Source organism: Streptomyces sp. NPDC018045, assembly GCF_044327445.1.
Classification (GTDB): domain Bacteria; phylum Actinomycetota; class Actinomycetes; order Streptomycetales; family Streptomycetaceae; genus Streptomyces.
On record NZ_JBIRFL010000001.1, the window covers coordinates 265,791 to 280,195 of the forward strand.

Genomic DNA, 14,405 nt, shown 5'->3' on the forward strand with positions numbered 1-14,405 from the left:
GGGGAACGTGCACAGCACCCCGCACGGGGCGGCCGTCACCGCCACCGGCTACGGCCTCCGGGGCCCGCGCGGCTGGGCCTTCCGGGACGTCGGCCTCGCGGCGCGGCCCGGGTCGCTGATCGCCGTGGAGGGCCCGTCCGGCTCGGGACGTACCTGCCTGCTGCTCGCGCTCACCGGCCGGATGGCGACCACCGCCGGCACGGCCGAGGTCGCGGGCCTGCCGCTGCCGAAGAAGAAGGCGGCGGTACGAGCGGTCACCGCTCTTGCGCACGTACCCGGTGTCACCGATCTCGAACCCGCGCTGACCGTGGCCGAGCATCTGCGCGAACGCACCTTGCTGCAACGCCGGTTCGGTGACGCGCTGCGCGCGCTGCTGCGCCCGAGCCGGGAGCGTACCGCAGCGGCCCGCGCCCGGATCGACACGGCCCTGGAGGCGGCCGGTCTGGACCTGGACACCCTGCCCAAGGGCGACCGGACCGCCGTACGCGACCTGGAACGGCCGGAGGCGCTGCGCCTGTCGATCGCCCTGGCGCTGATCGGCCAACCGCGTCTGCTCGCTGTCGACGACACCGACCTGAAGCTCTCCGATGCCGAACGCGCGGACATCTGGGCGACACTGCGCGCCCTGGCGGAGTCCGGGACGACCGTGCTCGCGGTGTGCAGCCAGGCGCCGGACGGCGCGGTCGTGGTCCGTACCGCCGCGCGCGGCACCGGAAGCGGCGCGGAAACCGCGCGCGGCACCGACGGCACGAGGGCCCGCGACGACGGGAAGGGGGCGGCTGATGCGCTCGCCGAGGCTGGCCGCGCTTGAACTGAAACGGTTCGGGAGGGGCAAGCTGCCGATGGCGGCGCTGATCGCCCTGCTCCTCCTGCCGCTCCTGTACGGCGCGCTGTACCTGTTCTCCTTCTGGGACCCGTACGGGCGCCTGGACAAGATCCCCGTCGCGCTCGTCAACGAGGACGCGGGGGCCGAGGCCAAGGGCAAGAAGATCGCGGCCGGTGACAGCATCGTCGACGGCCTGCGCGACAGTCACACCTTCGACTGGCACGAGGTCGGCGCCCAGGAGGCCGAGCAGGGCGTCGAGGACGGCTCGTACTATCTGTCGCTGACCGTCCCCGAGGACTTCAGCAAGCGGATCGCGTCCAGTTCGGGCGACCACCCGGAGACCGGTGCCCTCCGGGTCCGCACGAACGACGCCAACAACTACATCGTCGGGCAGATCTCCCGCACGGTCTTCTCCGAGGTGCGCTCGGCGGCCTCGGCGAAGTCCTCGCGCGGCTTCTACGACAACATCTTCGTCTCCTTCTCGACGCTGCACGACAAGACCCAGGAGGCCGCGGACGGCGCCGGCCGGCTCAAGGACGGCATCGGGCGGGCCCAGGACGGCACCGGCAGGCTCAAGGACGGGCTGGGTACGGCGAAGGACGGCAGCGGCACGCTGGTCGCCGGCCTGAAGGACCTCGACGCGGGCGCCGGCGAGCTCTCCGCGGGCACCGCCGACCTCTCCGCGGGGGCGTCCGCCGCGTCCCGCGGAGCGGGCCGGCTGGCCGCCGGTTCCGGCCGGGTGGCGCAGGGCACCCGGCAACTGGCCGACAAGGTCAACGGCATGGCGGACGAGGTCGGCCCCTTCGTCCGGGCGCACGGCAAGGAGATCGGCCGCATCGCCCAGGTGGTCGCCGACGGTTCCCGGGCCGTACGCGACAACCTGGACAAGCTGCCGCGCGCGGCCGACGCGGGCGCCCGGCTCTCCCGGGGGATGGCGGACCACCTCGCGGCCTTCCACCGGCAGCGCTGCGGCACCGGGGCGCGGCCCGACGCCTCCTGCGCCGAACTGAAGCAGCTCACGGAGCAGGCGGCCGCCGCGGCGGACAAAGCCGAGGAGATCAGCGGCTACGTGCACGACCGGAAGAACCTCGACCGGCTCGGCCGCGACCTCGACGCGTTGCACCGCCTGGCGGGCGAACTGGCCCGGCGCGGCCCGACCCTGGGAGCCGACCTGGACGCCGCGGTCAAGAAGATCAACCAGCTCGACGCGGGCGCTCACCAGGTCTCCGCGGGCGCCGCCGAGCTGGCCGCCGGGACCGGGAAGCTGGCGGACGGCGCGGGGCAGGCGGCCGACGGCGCCCGGCGACTGCACGAGGGCGCCGGCCGCGCCGCGTCCGGCGCGGGCGACCTCGACCGGGGTGTCGGCAAGCTGCTGGACGGCGCTCAGTCGCTGTACGGCGGCATGTTCAAGCTGTCCGACGGCTCCGGCAAACTGGCGGGCGGACTGCACGACGGCGTGCGGCAGATCCCCGACTACGACAAGCGGGACCGGGACGCCCGTTCGCGCGTGATGTCCGACCCGGTCCAGCTCGCCTCCCAGGCGGCGCACCGCGCCCCCAACTACGGCACCGGCTTCGCCCCGTACTTCATCCCGCTCTCCCTCTGGGTCGGGGCGATGGTCGCGTACATGCTGATCCCGCCGCTCAACCGGCGCGCGCTCGCCATGGGCGCGGGCGCCTGGCGGATCGCGGTCTCCGGGTGGCTGCCGGTGTTCGCCCTCGGGGTGCTCCAGACGGCGGCCCTGATGAGCGTCCTGCACTTCGGACTCGGCCTCCGGATGGAACGGCCGGCCGGCACGATCGGGTTCCTGCTGCTCGCCACGGCGTGCTTCGCGGCGATCGTGCAGTGGCTGAACGCCCGCTTCGGACCGGCGGGACGCATCCTGGTCCTGGCGCTGCTGATGCTCCAGCTCACGTCGGCGGGCGGTACGTACCCGGTGCAGACCAGCCCCGGGTTCTTCAACGCCGTCCACCCGTATCTGCCGATGAGTTACATCGTCGAGGGGCTGCGGCGGCTCATCACGGGCGGTGACCTCACCCCGGTGTGGCAGGGCGGCGTCGTCCTGCTCGCCTTCACCGTGGCGGCGCTCGCGCTCACCGCCTGGGCGGCGCGCGGGAAGCAGGTCGTCCGGTTGAAGGACCTCCACCCGGAGCTGAGTCTGTGAGCGCGCGGGCCGCCGGGAACGGCACAATCTCCCCCATGGACAGCTCCAGCACGCGCCGCCAGGCCACCCGGCGCAAGCTCTTCGAGGCCGCCGTCACGCTCATCGCCGAACAGGGCTTCTCCTCGACGACGGTGGACGAGATCGCCGAGCGGGCGGGTGTCGCGAAGGGCACCGTGTACTACAACTTCGCGAGCAAGAACGAGCTCTTCGAGGAGTTGCTGCGGCACGGCATCGAGCTGCTGGCCACCTCCCTCCAGGAGGCCGCCGACGCGTCGGCGGCCCGGGGCGGCACCCGGGTGGACGCGCTGGACGCGATGATCCGGGCCGGGCTGGACTTCATCGCCCGCTATCCCGCGCTGACCCAGCTCTACGTCGCCGAGCTGTGGCGCACGAACCGGGCGTGGCAGTCGACGCTGATGGTGGTGCGGGAGCGGGCGATCACGGTCGTGGAGGGCGTGCTCCGGGAGGCGGTGGCGGACGGCGAGCTGAGCGAGGACATCGACATCCCGCTGACCGCGTCCGCGCTGTTCGGGATGGTGCTGGTGGCGGCGCTGGACTGGCGGTCCTACCAGCCGCACCGGTCGATCGACGACGTGCACGCGTCCCTGTCACGGCTCCTCCAGGGGCGGGTGAGCGGGCACCCGTAGGACGGGGACGTACGCACGCACCCGTAGGGCGGCCCGCGCGCCCACGCGCCCGCGCGGGCGCCCGTGCGACCGCCCCGGGGCGCACACAGCGGCGGCGGCCGGCATCGTGTGCCGGCCGCCGCCGCTGTCCGTACCAGGCGCGCTGCCCCGGCCGGATCGTTCCCCCGGCGATCCGTCCAGGACAGCGCCTCCCCCGTGGGGCTCCATCCCCCCGTGCTTTCCCCCGTGGAGCCCCCTTGCTTCCCCCGTGCTCCCCCGTCACGTCCGGGCTGCCGTGCCGTTCCGCCGCCCCGTGCCGGCGGTGCCGGCCCGGCGTCCCTTCCGTGGTGCCCACTCTTCCGTCTGCGCAGGTCGCGGCCCATCCGCGTACCTACTCATCTCGGCGACTGAGTACGGATACTCAAACCTGAGCACCGGCGCGCAGCGGCTGGTTACGATCTCCTGCGTGTCCGTACTCCCCCTTGTCTTCACCAGTGGATGGGCCAGCGGCATCAACGCCTATGCCGTCGTGCTGCTCCTCGGCCTGCTCGGCGCCACCGGGGCCGCCGACGAGGTGCCCGGCTCGTTGCAGCGCACCGATGTGCTGATCGTCGCGGGGGCGCTCTTCCTGTGCGAGGCGGTCGCCGACAAGATCCCGTACGTGGACTCGGTCTGGGACGCCGTGCACACGGTGATCCGGCCGGTGTCCGGCGGGGTCGTGGCGGCGCTGCTGGCGGGCCACGACGGGTCCCTGCCGGAGCTGGCGGCGGGCGCGGTGGGCGGCACCAGCGCGCTGGTCAGCCACCTGGTCAAGGCGGGTACGCGAATGGCGGTGAACACCTCGCCCGAACCGGCCAGCAACTTCGTGCTGAGCACCCTGGAGGACCTCGGGGTCGCGGGCATCGTCGTCTTCGCGGTGTTCCACCCGGTGGCGGCGGCGATCATCGCCGGGGTACTGCTGATCGGCGGGATCGTGCTGGTGGCGTTCCTGTGGTCGCGAGTACGGCGCTTCCTGCGGCGCAGGCGGCAGCGGCGGGCGGAGCGGCACCTTGCGGCGGCGCGCGAGGACCGGGCGCCGGCGGGCTGAGCCGGGAGCGGGAAACGGGCCCGGGAGCCGGACCGGTCGCGGCACGGACGGACCCGGGCGGCACGGGCCGGGGCGAGGCGGGGCGGCCGGCCGGGGGACGCAGGCCGGGCCGGGCGGCACAGGTCGGGCGGGGGTGGCCGGGCCGGGCGGGGCCGTCGCTGCCGGGCCGCAGCGGCGTTGTCAGTGGTGCCGGATAAAGTCGCAGGCATGGCACGGATTGCGGTGATCGGCGCCGGGATGGGCGCGATGGCGGCCGCCGCCCGGCTGGCCGTCGCGGGCCACCGGGTGGCGGTGTACGAGCGTGAGGCGACGTACGGCGGCGCGGTGCGCCGGTTCGAGCGGGCGGGGTTCGGCTTCGACACGGGCCCCGGGCTGCTGCATCTGCCCGCGGTCTACCGCGACCTGTTCGTCAAGACCGGCCGCGAGCCGCTGGAGAGCGTCGTCGAGCTGTCCCAGGTCGATCCGGCCGCCCGCCATGTCTTCGCCGACGGCACGGCCGTCTGCCTGCCGAACGCGTCGCGGGCCGGCGTCCTCGCGGCGCTGGACGACGCGCTGGGCGCGGGCGCGGGTGAGCGCTGGAGCGCGTTCCTGGGCCGCGCCCGCGACGCCTGGGACCGTACACGCCGGCCGCTGCTGGAGGAGCCGCTGTGGCCCGACTGGCAGGTGCTCGGGCGGGAGCCGTATCCGGCGCTGCCCCGGCGCGGGCTGTTCGGGCGCCGCAAGCCGGTGACGGACGCGACCCTCGCCGAGATCGCCGCGCATGAGCTGGCGGACCCGCGGCTGGCCGCCCTCCTGGAGAGCTACGCCCTGGCGTACGGCTTCGACCCGCGCACCGTTCCCGCGAGCGCCGCCATCCTGCCGTACATGGAGCAGACTTTCGGAAGTTGGTATCCGCGCGGCGGCATCCGGGCGCTGGCCGACGCGCTGTACGAGCGCTGCCTGGCGCGGAAGGTGGAGTTCGCCTTCGGCGCCGAGGTGACGCGCGTCGTCGAGGCGGACGGCCGGGCGGCGGGCCTGGAGTTGCGCGACGGCGGGTGCGTCGAGGCGGACACCGTCGTCGCGGGGGTGGCGCCCGGCCGGCTGACGGCGCTGCTCAAGGGCGCGGAGCCGTGGGGCGCGGACGACGTGCGGCCCGACGCCGACGCGGCCCGCCGGACGCCGGGGCGGTTCACGGTCGCCCTCGCGCTGCGCGGTCCCCGCCCGGCCGGCGCGGCCCACCGCACGGTGGTCCACGCGGCCGACCGGGCGGCGGAGCTGGCGGCGCTCTTCGGGGCGGGCCCGGGGGCGCTGTGCGACCGTCCGACGGTGACCGTGCTGCGCCCGGACGACCCGGAGTCCCGGCCCGACGACGGCCACGAGGCCGTGACACTGAGCGCCGCGGTCGCGCCGTACGGGGATCTGGCCCTGCCGCTGGCGGGCCCGGGGCCCGCGCGGACGGCGCCGGGAAGTCCGGTCGCCGAGGAGACGGCCGCGCAGGCGGCAGCCGCCGACCGACTGGTGGCGGCCGCCGAGGCGGCGATACCGGGGCTGCGGGAGCGGGTGCTGTGGCGGGCCGTGCTCCCGCCCGCCGAGGGCGAGTCGGTGCCGGGTCCGGCACTGGCCGGCGCCGGGGGCCGCTTCCTGCGCCCCGCCAACCGCACCCGCATACCGGGGCTTTACGCGGTCGGCGGGTGGACGCATCCGGGCGGCGGGCCGGCGCACGCGGGAATGTCGGGCGCCCTGGTCGCGGGCCTGATCGTCAACGGGGACGACTGGCGCGGCTCCGAGTGAGCGACGGGATCCCCGCAGGCCACGGGTGAGCCGGCGGCGTCCCTCGGCTGAACGGGGCGCACCGCGCCGGGCCGCTCGGCAGGGAGCGATGGCGCTGCCGCCGGGAGCCCCGGCCGCACCGGCCGCGCCCCTCAATACCGGTAGGGCTGCCCGTCGTAGCCCTGGGTCTGCGGGGGCTGGTAGGGCGGGTACGGCTCGTCCACGGTGGGTTCGTTGCCGCGCTGCTGGGGGACCCACACCCCGCCGGGCGGGGTGTCGCCGTAAGCGGGCTGCGCCTGGCCCTGCGACGGGTCCTGCACGCCGGTGTACTGCTGCGTCGGGTAGCCCCGGGTGCCCCCGAAGGCGTCGGGCTGGTCGTACGGGTCGTACTGCGCGGCGTACTGCTGCGGACCGGCGTACGGGTCGCAGTAGGGCTCCTGGCCATGGCCCTGAGCCGGGCTCTGGGCCTGCCCGTGGTCTTGGCCCTGCCCGTGGTCTTGGCCCTGGCCGTACTCCTGGCCCCGCCCCTGGTCCGCGCCGTAGGCGCTGTAGTGGTCGGCGTAGGCGCCCTGTCCGCTCTGGGCGGCGGCGCCGTATCCGCCGTCGTAACCGTAGGAGTCCTGCCCGTAGGCCCCGTAGCCGTCGTGAGCGGTGGCGTAACCGGGCTGCTGCGAGCGCGCGTCGGAGCTGTATATGCCGTACTGGCCGGTCTCGTCGGGGACCGGCTGCGGGGCGTACACCTCGGTGGGGTCCCCGGCTCCGTAACCTTCCGGGGCGCCGTCCCCCCGGGAGCCCGGGCCGCCGGTGAAGCCGTCCTGCCGGGCGAAGGAGTCCGTGCCGTCGTACGCGGCCGTACCGGCCGGTGGCGTGCCGCCGTCCGCTCGCCCGGCGCCCGCGCCCTCCGTGGCCGGGACCGCCTCCACACCGGAGACCTGGAGGGTCGGCCCGGCGGCCGCGGCCCTGCCGCCGCCCCGGGCCCGGCGCCGCCGGTTGTCGCCGCGCTTGCCGCGCAGCGCCCAGCCGGCGGAGAAGCCGCTGCGGAAGGAGAGCGTGACGTAGGTCTGCCCGACGGCGAAGGCGATGGCGCCCACCGCTATCACGATCACCGACGGGATGACGACGCCGACGACCACGCCGAGGAAGCCGGTGAAGGCCAGCAGCCGCCACCGCAGCCGGGCCTTGTACTGGAGCAGCAGTTCGCCGAGGAGCCAGAGCGCGACACAGCCGAATGCGATGTAGAGGACCACCCAGCCCATGTACGCCCCTCTTCCGCCGCCCCACAGGCCGCCGTGGTGCGGCAAACCGCCGTCAGGACTGCTGGTGCAGACCCAGATTCTCGTAGATTTCCAGCGTCGCCGTGGAGTGGTTCAGGGTAATGAAGTGCAACCCGGGACTTCCCTCGGCCATCAAGCGCGCACACAGTTCCGTCGCATACTCGATGCCAATGGAGCGTACAGCCGCCGGATCGTCCTTGACGGCGAGGATGCGCTCGGCCAGCTCGGGCGGGAAGGCGGCATTGCTGAGCTGCGCGAACCGTTCGATCTGGCGGACGTTGGTGACCGGCATGATCTCCGGGATGATGGGCGTCTCGCAACCCGCCGCCGCGACCCGGTCGCGCAGCCGGAAGTAGTCCTCGGCGTAGAAGAACATCTGGGTGATCGCGAAGTCCGCCCCGGCCCGGCACTTGTCGACGAAGTGCCGTACGTCGGCGTCCCAGTCCGTGGAGCGCGGGTGCATCTCCGGGAAGGCCGCCACGCCGACGCAGAAGTCGCCCGACTCCTTGATGAGCCGGACCAGTTCGGCGGCGTACAGGACGCCTTCGGGGTGCTGGATCCAGTCGCCCATGGGGTCGCCGGGCGGGTCGCCGCGCAGCGCGAGCATGTTGCGGATCCCGGCGTCGGCGTACTGCCCGATGATGTTGCGCAGGTCCGCCAGGGAGTGGTTGACGGCGGTCAGGTGGGCGACCGGGGTGAGGGTGGTGTCGGTGGCGATCCGCTCGGTCGCGCGCACCGTGCCCTCGCGGGAGGTGCCGCCCGCCCCGTACGTCACGGAGACGAAGGTCGGTGCGACCGCCTCGATCCGGCGAATGGCGTTCCACAACGTCCGCTCGCCCTTCTCCGTCTTCGGGGCGGCGAACTCGAACGAATACGACTGCTTGCCGGAAGCGAGCAGGTCGCGCACGGTCCGTGCGCGATCAGTCCTGGTGGAAGCTGTGCCTAGGGCCATACGTGCAGATTATCCACCGGCTCCCCGCACACCAACCGGCTCCGGGGAAATGCCCGGATAGCCGCGTTCCGGTCCACGCCTCGGACACCGGCCGGCCACCTCGCGTCCAGACGACCTGCGCCGACACGGTCCGGACGGCTCGGGGCGGTACGGCTCGGGCGGCCTGCGCCGGTACGGACCGGACGGCCCTCGTCGATACGGACCGGACGGCTAGCGCGAAGCCGCGCTCCGGCCACCGTGCGGCCGGAGCCACCCCGCGGGCCTGCCCGGAGCCGCCGCGCGCCCCGCTCACACGCCGTGCGCGCGCACCCGCTTCGCCAGGCCGGCGGCCGCGGCGCCCGGGTCCTCGGCCTCGGTGATCGCCCGGACGACGACCACCCGGCGGGCGCCCGCCGCCAGCACCTGGTCCAGGTTGGACGCGTCGATGCCGCCGATCGCGAACCAGGGGCGCTCCGGCCGGCGCGCGGCCGCGTACCGCACCAGGCCGAGGCCGGGGGCGTGCCGACCGGGCTTGGTGGGGGTGGGCCAGCAGGGGCCGGTGCAGAAATAGTCCACGCCGGGCTCGGCCAGCGCGGCGTCCACCTCCGCCTCGGCGTGGGTGGACCGGCCGATCAGCACCTCCGCGCCGAGGACGGCGCGGGCGGCGGGCACCGGCAGGTCGCCCTGGCCCAGGTGCAGTACGTCCGATCCGATGGCGTGGGCGACGTCGGCGCGGTCGTTGACCGCCAGCAGTTTGCCGTGCCGGCGGCAGGCGTCCGCGAAGACTTCCAGGTGGGACAGTTCCTCGGCGGCTTCCATGCCCTTGTCGCGAAGCTGCACGATGTCCACGCCCGACGCGAGCACCGCGTCCAGGAACTGCGCGAGGTCGCCCTGGCGCCTGCGGGCGTCCGTGCACAGGTAGAGCCGGGCGTCGGACAGGGCGTGGCGTGCGGTGGTCATCGGGCGGGTCCCCCCGGGTCTGCGGCGTGCGGGCCGGGCCTTCCGGCCCGCACGCCATGGGTGCGAAGACGGCCGCGGCCGCGGGTGCGGACGCGACGGCGCCGCGGCCGCGGCCGTGTCCGTGCACGGAACGCCCGCAGCCGGGCCGGACGAGCCTAGACGGCGAGCGCCTGGGCCCGGCGCTTCACCTCCGTACCGCGGTTCTCCCGCAGGGCCTGGGCGGGGGTGCCGGGCAGGGTGTCGTCGGCGGTGAAGAGCCACTCCAGCATTTCCTCGTCGGCGAAGCCGTCGTCCCGCAGGAGCGTGAGCGTCCCGACGAGGCCCTTGACGACCTTGCCGTCCTTGATGAAGTCGGCCGGCACGTGCAGGGCGCGGTTCTCGCCGCGGCGCACCGCGATGAGCTGGCCCTCCTTCACCAGCTGCCGCACACGCGTCACCTCGACGCCGATCATCTCTGCGATGTCGGGCAGGGTGAGCCAGGCGGGAACGAGTCCATCGATCTTTGCGTCAATCTCGGTCACGGGACAAGCCTGCCACCTCGCACTGACAGCCGGTAGCGGGGCATCCCCATCGGCGCAGCCCACGGCACCCGAACGCACCGCCGTCCGCCCCGTCGCACCGGCCCCGGCCGCCGGTCGGCGGACCCGGGCCCCGGCCGTCCCCGTCACCGCCGGTCCGCCCTCAGAGCGCCGCCGACTTCAGCGGCACGGACGCGTCCGCCGCCATCCGCCGGTCCAGCGCCGTGCCCCGCTCGATGAGCCGGCGCCCCTGGGCCAGGTCGCGGGGCCGGCCGACCGCCAGCAGCGCGACGAGTACGCCCTCGCGCAGCCAGATCACCGACCAGGCCGCGCTCTCCGGGTCACCGCGCCAGATCGTCTCGTCGGCGCCGGCGTGGTGCCCGGCGTACTGCACGAAGCGGCCGAACTGCTCGGACCAGAAGTACGGGACCGGGTCGTAGACCGGCCCCTCCGCCGCGCCGCGGACGATGGTCGCGGCGACCGTGCGCGGCCCGTGCAGGGCGTTGTCCCAGTGGTGGACCAGCAGGCGGCTGCCGTAGCGGGCGGACGGGAAGGAGACGCAGTCGCCGACCGCGTACACGTCGGGCAGCGTGGTGCGCAGCCGCTCGTCGGCCAGGACGGAGCGGTCCTCGGGCGACAGCTCGACGCCGGAGCCGGCCAGCCAGGAGGTCGCGGGGCGGGCGCCGATGCCGACGACGACCGCGTCGGCGGTGAGCGTCGCGCCGTCGGCGAGCGTCACCGCGCCCTCGGTGACGGCGGCGACCCGGGCGCCGGTGCGCAGCCGGGCGCCGCTGTCCTCGTACCAGGCCGCCATGGGGGCGGCGACCTCGGCGGGCAGCGCCCCGGCCAGCGGCCGGTCGGCGGCCTCGACGACCGTCACCCGGCAGCCCGCCTCACGCGCCGCGGTGGTGAACTCCGCGCCGATCCAGCCCGCGCCGACGACCACCACCTCGCGCTGCCCGGCCAGTACGGGCCGCAGCCGCTCGGCGTCGTCGAGGGTGCGCAGGACGTGTACGTCCGGCAGTCCGTCGCAGCCGGGCAGGGTGACCGGCTCGGCGCCGGTGGCGATCACCAGGTGGTCGTACGGGAGCGGCCCGGCGTCCGTCTCCAGCACCCGCGAGGCGCCCGCGAGCCCGGTGGCGCGCCGCCCGAGGAGCAGGTCGATGCCGAGCGCCTCGAAGTCCACGTCGAAGGTGGCCCCGTCGGCCTTGCCGAGCAGCACGGCCTTGGACAGCGGCGGGCGGTCGTACGGCCGGTGCGGCTCGTCGCCGAGCACCGTGATCGCGCCGCGCCAGCCCTGCTCGCGCAGGGCGACGGCGGTCTGCACACCGGCCAGGCCGGCGCCGACGATGACGGCGCTGCGGGCACGTTCGGCCGCGCGCTCGGCGGGTCCCCGGTCCGGGCGCGTGCGGTCAGGGTCCTGGGACTGGGTCTGCTCGCTCACCCGATCACTGTAGGACGGCGTGTCGCGCGACCATCAGCACCGCGCGACGAGATCTATGACACAACGTCACGGCCCGTCACCCGTCGGCACCGGCCCCGCGCCGCGCACCGGGCGCTCCCTTACGGCGCCTCGGCGGCCCGTACTAGGGTTGCCGGTGAACGCACACGCGGGAGCCCGGACGCGACCGGGCTGAGAGGGAGGCTGACGCGGCCTCCGACCGTACGAACCTGATCCGGGTCATGCCGGCGAAGGGAGGGGCTGGACGCCCATGCATCCACCTGCACACGAACCCGTACGGCCGACGGTACCGACGTCCTCGCGGCCGCCCGCGCAGGCGCCGGGTGCGGCCGGGTCCGACCGGACCCCGGACGTGCTCGTCATCGGCGGCGGCATCATCGGCCTGGTCACCGCCTGGCGGGCGGCCCAGCGTGGGCTGCGTACCGCCGTCGCCGACCCGGACCCCGGCGGCGGCGCCGCCCAGGTGGCGGCCGGGATGCTGGCCGCCGTCACCGAGCTGCACCACGGCGAGCAGACGCTGCTCGGCCTCAACCTCGCCTCCGCCCGCCGCTATCCGGAGTTCGCCGCCGAGCTGACGGAGGCGAGCGGCCTGGACCTCGGCTACCGCCGGTGCGGCACCCTGGCCGTCGCGCTGGACGCCGACGACCGCGCCCACCTGCGCGAGCTGCACGCCCTCCAGCGCCGCAGCGGCCTGGAGTCCGAGTGGCTGACCGGGCGCGAGTGCCGGCGTCTGGAGCCGATGCTCGCGCCGGGCGTGCGCGGCGGGCTGCGGGTGGACGGGGACCACCAGGTCGACCCGCGCCGGCTGGCCGCCGCGCTGCTCGCCGCCTGCGAGCGGGCCGGCGTCGCCTTCCACCGCGCGGCCGCCGGGCGGCTGACCGTCGAGCGGGGCCGTGCCACCGGTGCCGAGCTGGCCGATGGCGTCCGGATCGCGGCCGGGCAGGTCGTGCTGGCCGCGGGCAGTCGCAGCGGGCGGCTGGCGGGCGTCCCCGGGGACGTGCTGCCGCCGGTGCGCCCGGTCAAGGGCCAGGTGCTGCGGCTGCGGATGCCGGACGGCCGGCCCGGCGGCGTACCGTTTCTGTCCCGCACCGTACGGGCCGTGGTGCGCGGCGGCCCGCTCTATCTCGTGCCGCGCGAGAACGGCGAGCTGGTCGTCGGCGCCACCAGCGAGGAGCTGGGCTGGGACACCACGATCACCGCGGGCGGGGTGTACGAACTGCTGCGGGACGCCCACGAACTGATCCCCGGCATCACCGAACTGCCCCTGGTGGAGACCCGCGCCGGACTGCGCCCCGGCTCGCCCGACAACGCGCCGCTGCTGGGCCCGACCTCGCTGCCCGGCCTGCTGGTGGCGACCGGTCACTTCCGCAACGGGGTGCTGCTGACGCCCGTCACGGGCGACGTGATGGCGGCGGCACTGACCGGCGGCCCGCTGCCGGAGGAGGCGCGGGCGTTCGCCCCGGGCCGCTTCGCACCGAAGCCCTCCGACCGCTCGGCGTCGTCCGACCGCTCGACGCCATCCGATCCCGCAGCGCCGCCCGGCCCCTCGGCGCCGCCCGGCCGCTCGGCGTCAACCGGCCCCTCGGCGCCGTCCGGCGCCGCCCCGGCAACCGGCGCCCGGCAGGCCCCCGCGCCTTCCCCCGCCCCTCAGGAGCAGCCCGTATGACCGTCACCGCGCCCATCACCGTCTCCGTGAACGGCGAGCCCCGGGAGTTCCCCGGCGGGCTCACCCTGGACCGGCTCGTCGCCGGTCTGACCACGGCGCCCGGCGGCGTGGCCGCCGCCGTCAACGAGGCCGTGGTGCCGCGCGGCCAGTGGCCCGCCACCGCGCTCGGCGACGGCGACCGCGTCGAGGTCCTCACCGCAGTCCAGGGAGGCTGATCCGTACGTCATGGCCGACGATCTCCTCACCCTCGCCGGCACCGCCTTCGGCTCCCGTCTGATCATGGGCACGGGCGGGGCGCCCAGCCTCGACGTCCTGGAGCGGGCGCTGCTCGCCTCCGGTACGGAGCTGACGACGGTCGCCATGCGCCGCCTGGACCCGACCGTGCAGGGCTCGGTGCTGTCCGTACTGGAGCGGCACGGCATCCGCGTGCTGCCGAACACCGCCGGCTGCTTCACCGCGGGCGAGGCCGTCCTCACCGCCCGGCTGGCCCGCGAGGCACTGGGCACCGACTGGGTCAAGCTGGAGGTGGTCGCCGACGAGCGCACCCTGCTGCCCGATCCGGTCGAGCTGCTGGACGCCGCCGAGACGCTGGTGGACGACGGCTTCACCGTCCTGCCGTACACCAACGACGACCCGGTGCTGGCCCGGAAGCTGGAGGACGTGGGCTGCGCCGCGATCATGCCGCTGGGCTCCCCCATCGGCTCCGGGCTGGGCATCCGCAACCCGCACAACTTCCAGCTCATCACCGAGCGGGCCGGGGTCCCGGTGATCCTGGACGCGGGCGCGGGCACCGCCTCCGACGCCGCCCTGGCCATGGAGCTGGGCTGCGCCGCGGTGATGCTGGCGTCGGCGGTGACCCGTGCGCAGGAGCCCGTCCTGATGGCGGAGGCGATGCGGCACGCGGTCGAGGGCGGCCGGCTGGCGTTCCGGGCGGGGCGGATCCCGCGCCGCCACCACGCTCAGGCCTCCTCGCCCACGGAGGGCGTCGCCGCGCTGGACCCGGAGCGCCCCGCTTTCTGAGGCACGGGCCCGCCTTCCGAGGCGCGGGGCCCCGCCTTCCGAGGCACGGCGGGTGGCGCCCGGGACGGCCGCCGCCCGCCCCGCGAAACGGGCATCCCGCCCATCCCGGCTCGGCCGGTGGC

Annotated in this window: 13 protein-coding genes and 1 riboswitch; of the genes, 8 read left to right on the top strand and 5 right to left on the bottom strand. The window is 75.3% G+C overall.

All coding sequences use genetic code 11. The annotated features are described in order from the left end of the window. The first annotated feature begins 7 nt into the window (after nucleotides 1-7). The 5 genes from ACH4EB_RS01050 to ACH4EB_RS01070 all read left to right on the top strand — a co-directional run bounded on the left by ACH4EB_RS01050 (nucleotide 8) and on the right by ACH4EB_RS01070 (nucleotide 6,473). Nucleotides 8-811: an ATP-binding cassette domain-containing protein gene (locus tag ACH4EB_RS01050; RefSeq protein WP_398345129.1), complete on the top strand. Its 804-nt coding sequence runs from the start codon at nucleotides 8-10 to the stop codon at nucleotides 809-811. Continuing rightward, complete coding sequence (locus ACH4EB_RS01055; protein ID WP_398345130.1) at nucleotides 783-2,990, top strand: YhgE/Pip family protein; 2,208 nt, start codon at nucleotides 783-785, stop codon at nucleotides 2,988-2,990. Before ACH4EB_RS01050 ends, ACH4EB_RS01055 begins: the two co-directional genes overlap by 29 nt. A 35-nt stretch (nucleotides 2,991-3,025) precedes the next feature. Beyond that, the gene (locus tag ACH4EB_RS01060) at nucleotides 3,026-3,637 is read left to right on the top strand and encodes a TetR/AcrR family transcriptional regulator (protein WP_398345131.1); all 612 of its coding nucleotides are present in this window, start codon (nucleotides 3,026-3,028) and stop codon (nucleotides 3,635-3,637) included. A gap of 445 nt (nucleotides 3,638-4,082) precedes the next feature. Then, nucleotides 4,083-4,703 carry a DUF4126 domain-containing protein gene (locus ACH4EB_RS01065; RefSeq protein ID WP_398345132.1) on the top strand — a complete coding sequence of 207 codons (621 nt, stop codon included), beginning with the start codon at nucleotides 4,083-4,085 and terminating at the stop codon, nucleotides 4,701-4,703. A gap of 207 nt (nucleotides 4,704-4,910) precedes the next feature. After that, nucleotides 4,911-6,473, top strand: coding sequence for a phytoene desaturase family protein (locus ACH4EB_RS01070; protein WP_398345133.1), 1,563 nt, complete (start codon nucleotides 4,911-4,913; stop codon nucleotides 6,471-6,473). 131 nt (nucleotides 6,474-6,604) lie between these two features. On the opposite strand, the gene ACH4EB_RS01075 is transcribed toward ACH4EB_RS01070, so the two are convergent. The 5 genes from ACH4EB_RS01075 to ACH4EB_RS01095 form a co-directional block, all read right to left on the bottom strand. Further along, on the bottom strand, nucleotides 6,605-7,708 hold the full coding sequence (locus ACH4EB_RS01075) for a hypothetical protein (protein WP_398345134.1): 1,104 nt from the start codon (nucleotides 7,706-7,708) through the stop codon (nucleotides 6,605-6,607). Between the two features lie 52 nt (nucleotides 7,709-7,760). Then, the gene (metF, locus tag ACH4EB_RS01080; RefSeq protein ID WP_398345135.1) at nucleotides 7,761-8,678 is read right to left on the bottom strand and encodes a methylenetetrahydrofolate reductase [NAD(P)H]; all 918 of its coding nucleotides are present in this window, start codon (nucleotides 8,676-8,678) and stop codon (nucleotides 7,761-7,763) included. Between the two features lie 288 nt (nucleotides 8,679-8,966). Beyond that, on the bottom strand, nucleotides 8,967-9,617 hold the full coding sequence (thiE, locus tag ACH4EB_RS01085) for a thiamine phosphate synthase (protein WP_398345136.1): 651 nt from the start codon (nucleotides 9,615-9,617) through the stop codon (nucleotides 8,967-8,969). A gap of 155 nt (nucleotides 9,618-9,772) precedes the next feature. Next, on the bottom strand, nucleotides 9,773-10,138 hold the full coding sequence (locus ACH4EB_RS01090; RefSeq protein ID WP_398345137.1) for an Rv2175c family DNA-binding protein: 366 nt from the start codon (nucleotides 10,136-10,138) through the stop codon (nucleotides 9,773-9,775). Nucleotides 10,139-10,298: 160 nt separating this feature from the next. After that, nucleotides 10,299-11,579, bottom strand: a complete 1,281-nt coding sequence (locus ACH4EB_RS01095) for an NAD(P)/FAD-dependent oxidoreductase (RefSeq protein WP_398345138.1) — start codon at nucleotides 11,577-11,579, stop codon at nucleotides 10,299-10,301. A 155-nt stretch (nucleotides 11,580-11,734) separates the two neighbouring features. After that, nucleotides 11,735-11,850: riboswitch (TPP riboswitch) on the top strand. 99 nt (nucleotides 11,851-11,949) lie between these two features. Between ACH4EB_RS01095 and thiO the strand changes: the two genes are divergently transcribed. From thiO to ACH4EB_RS01110, 3 genes are read left to right on the top strand one after another with little or no spacing between them, the layout of a single operon-like run. Beyond that, the gene (thiO, locus tag ACH4EB_RS01100) at nucleotides 11,950-13,263 is read left to right on the top strand and encodes a glycine oxidase ThiO (RefSeq protein WP_398345710.1); all 1,314 of its coding nucleotides are present in this window, start codon (nucleotides 11,950-11,952) and stop codon (nucleotides 13,261-13,263) included. Beyond that, nucleotides 13,260-13,478: a sulfur carrier protein ThiS gene (gene thiS / locus ACH4EB_RS01105; protein ID WP_398345139.1), complete on the top strand. Its 219-nt coding sequence runs from the start codon at nucleotides 13,260-13,262 to the stop codon at nucleotides 13,476-13,478. The genes thiO and thiS overlap by 4 nt, the downstream gene beginning before the upstream one ends. Before the next feature lie 10 nt (nucleotides 13,479-13,488). Further along, nucleotides 13,489-14,283, top strand: a complete 795-nt coding sequence (locus tag ACH4EB_RS01110; RefSeq protein WP_398345140.1) for a thiazole synthase — start codon at nucleotides 13,489-13,491, stop codon at nucleotides 14,281-14,283. Nucleotides 14,284-14,405: the final 122 nt, after the last annotated feature.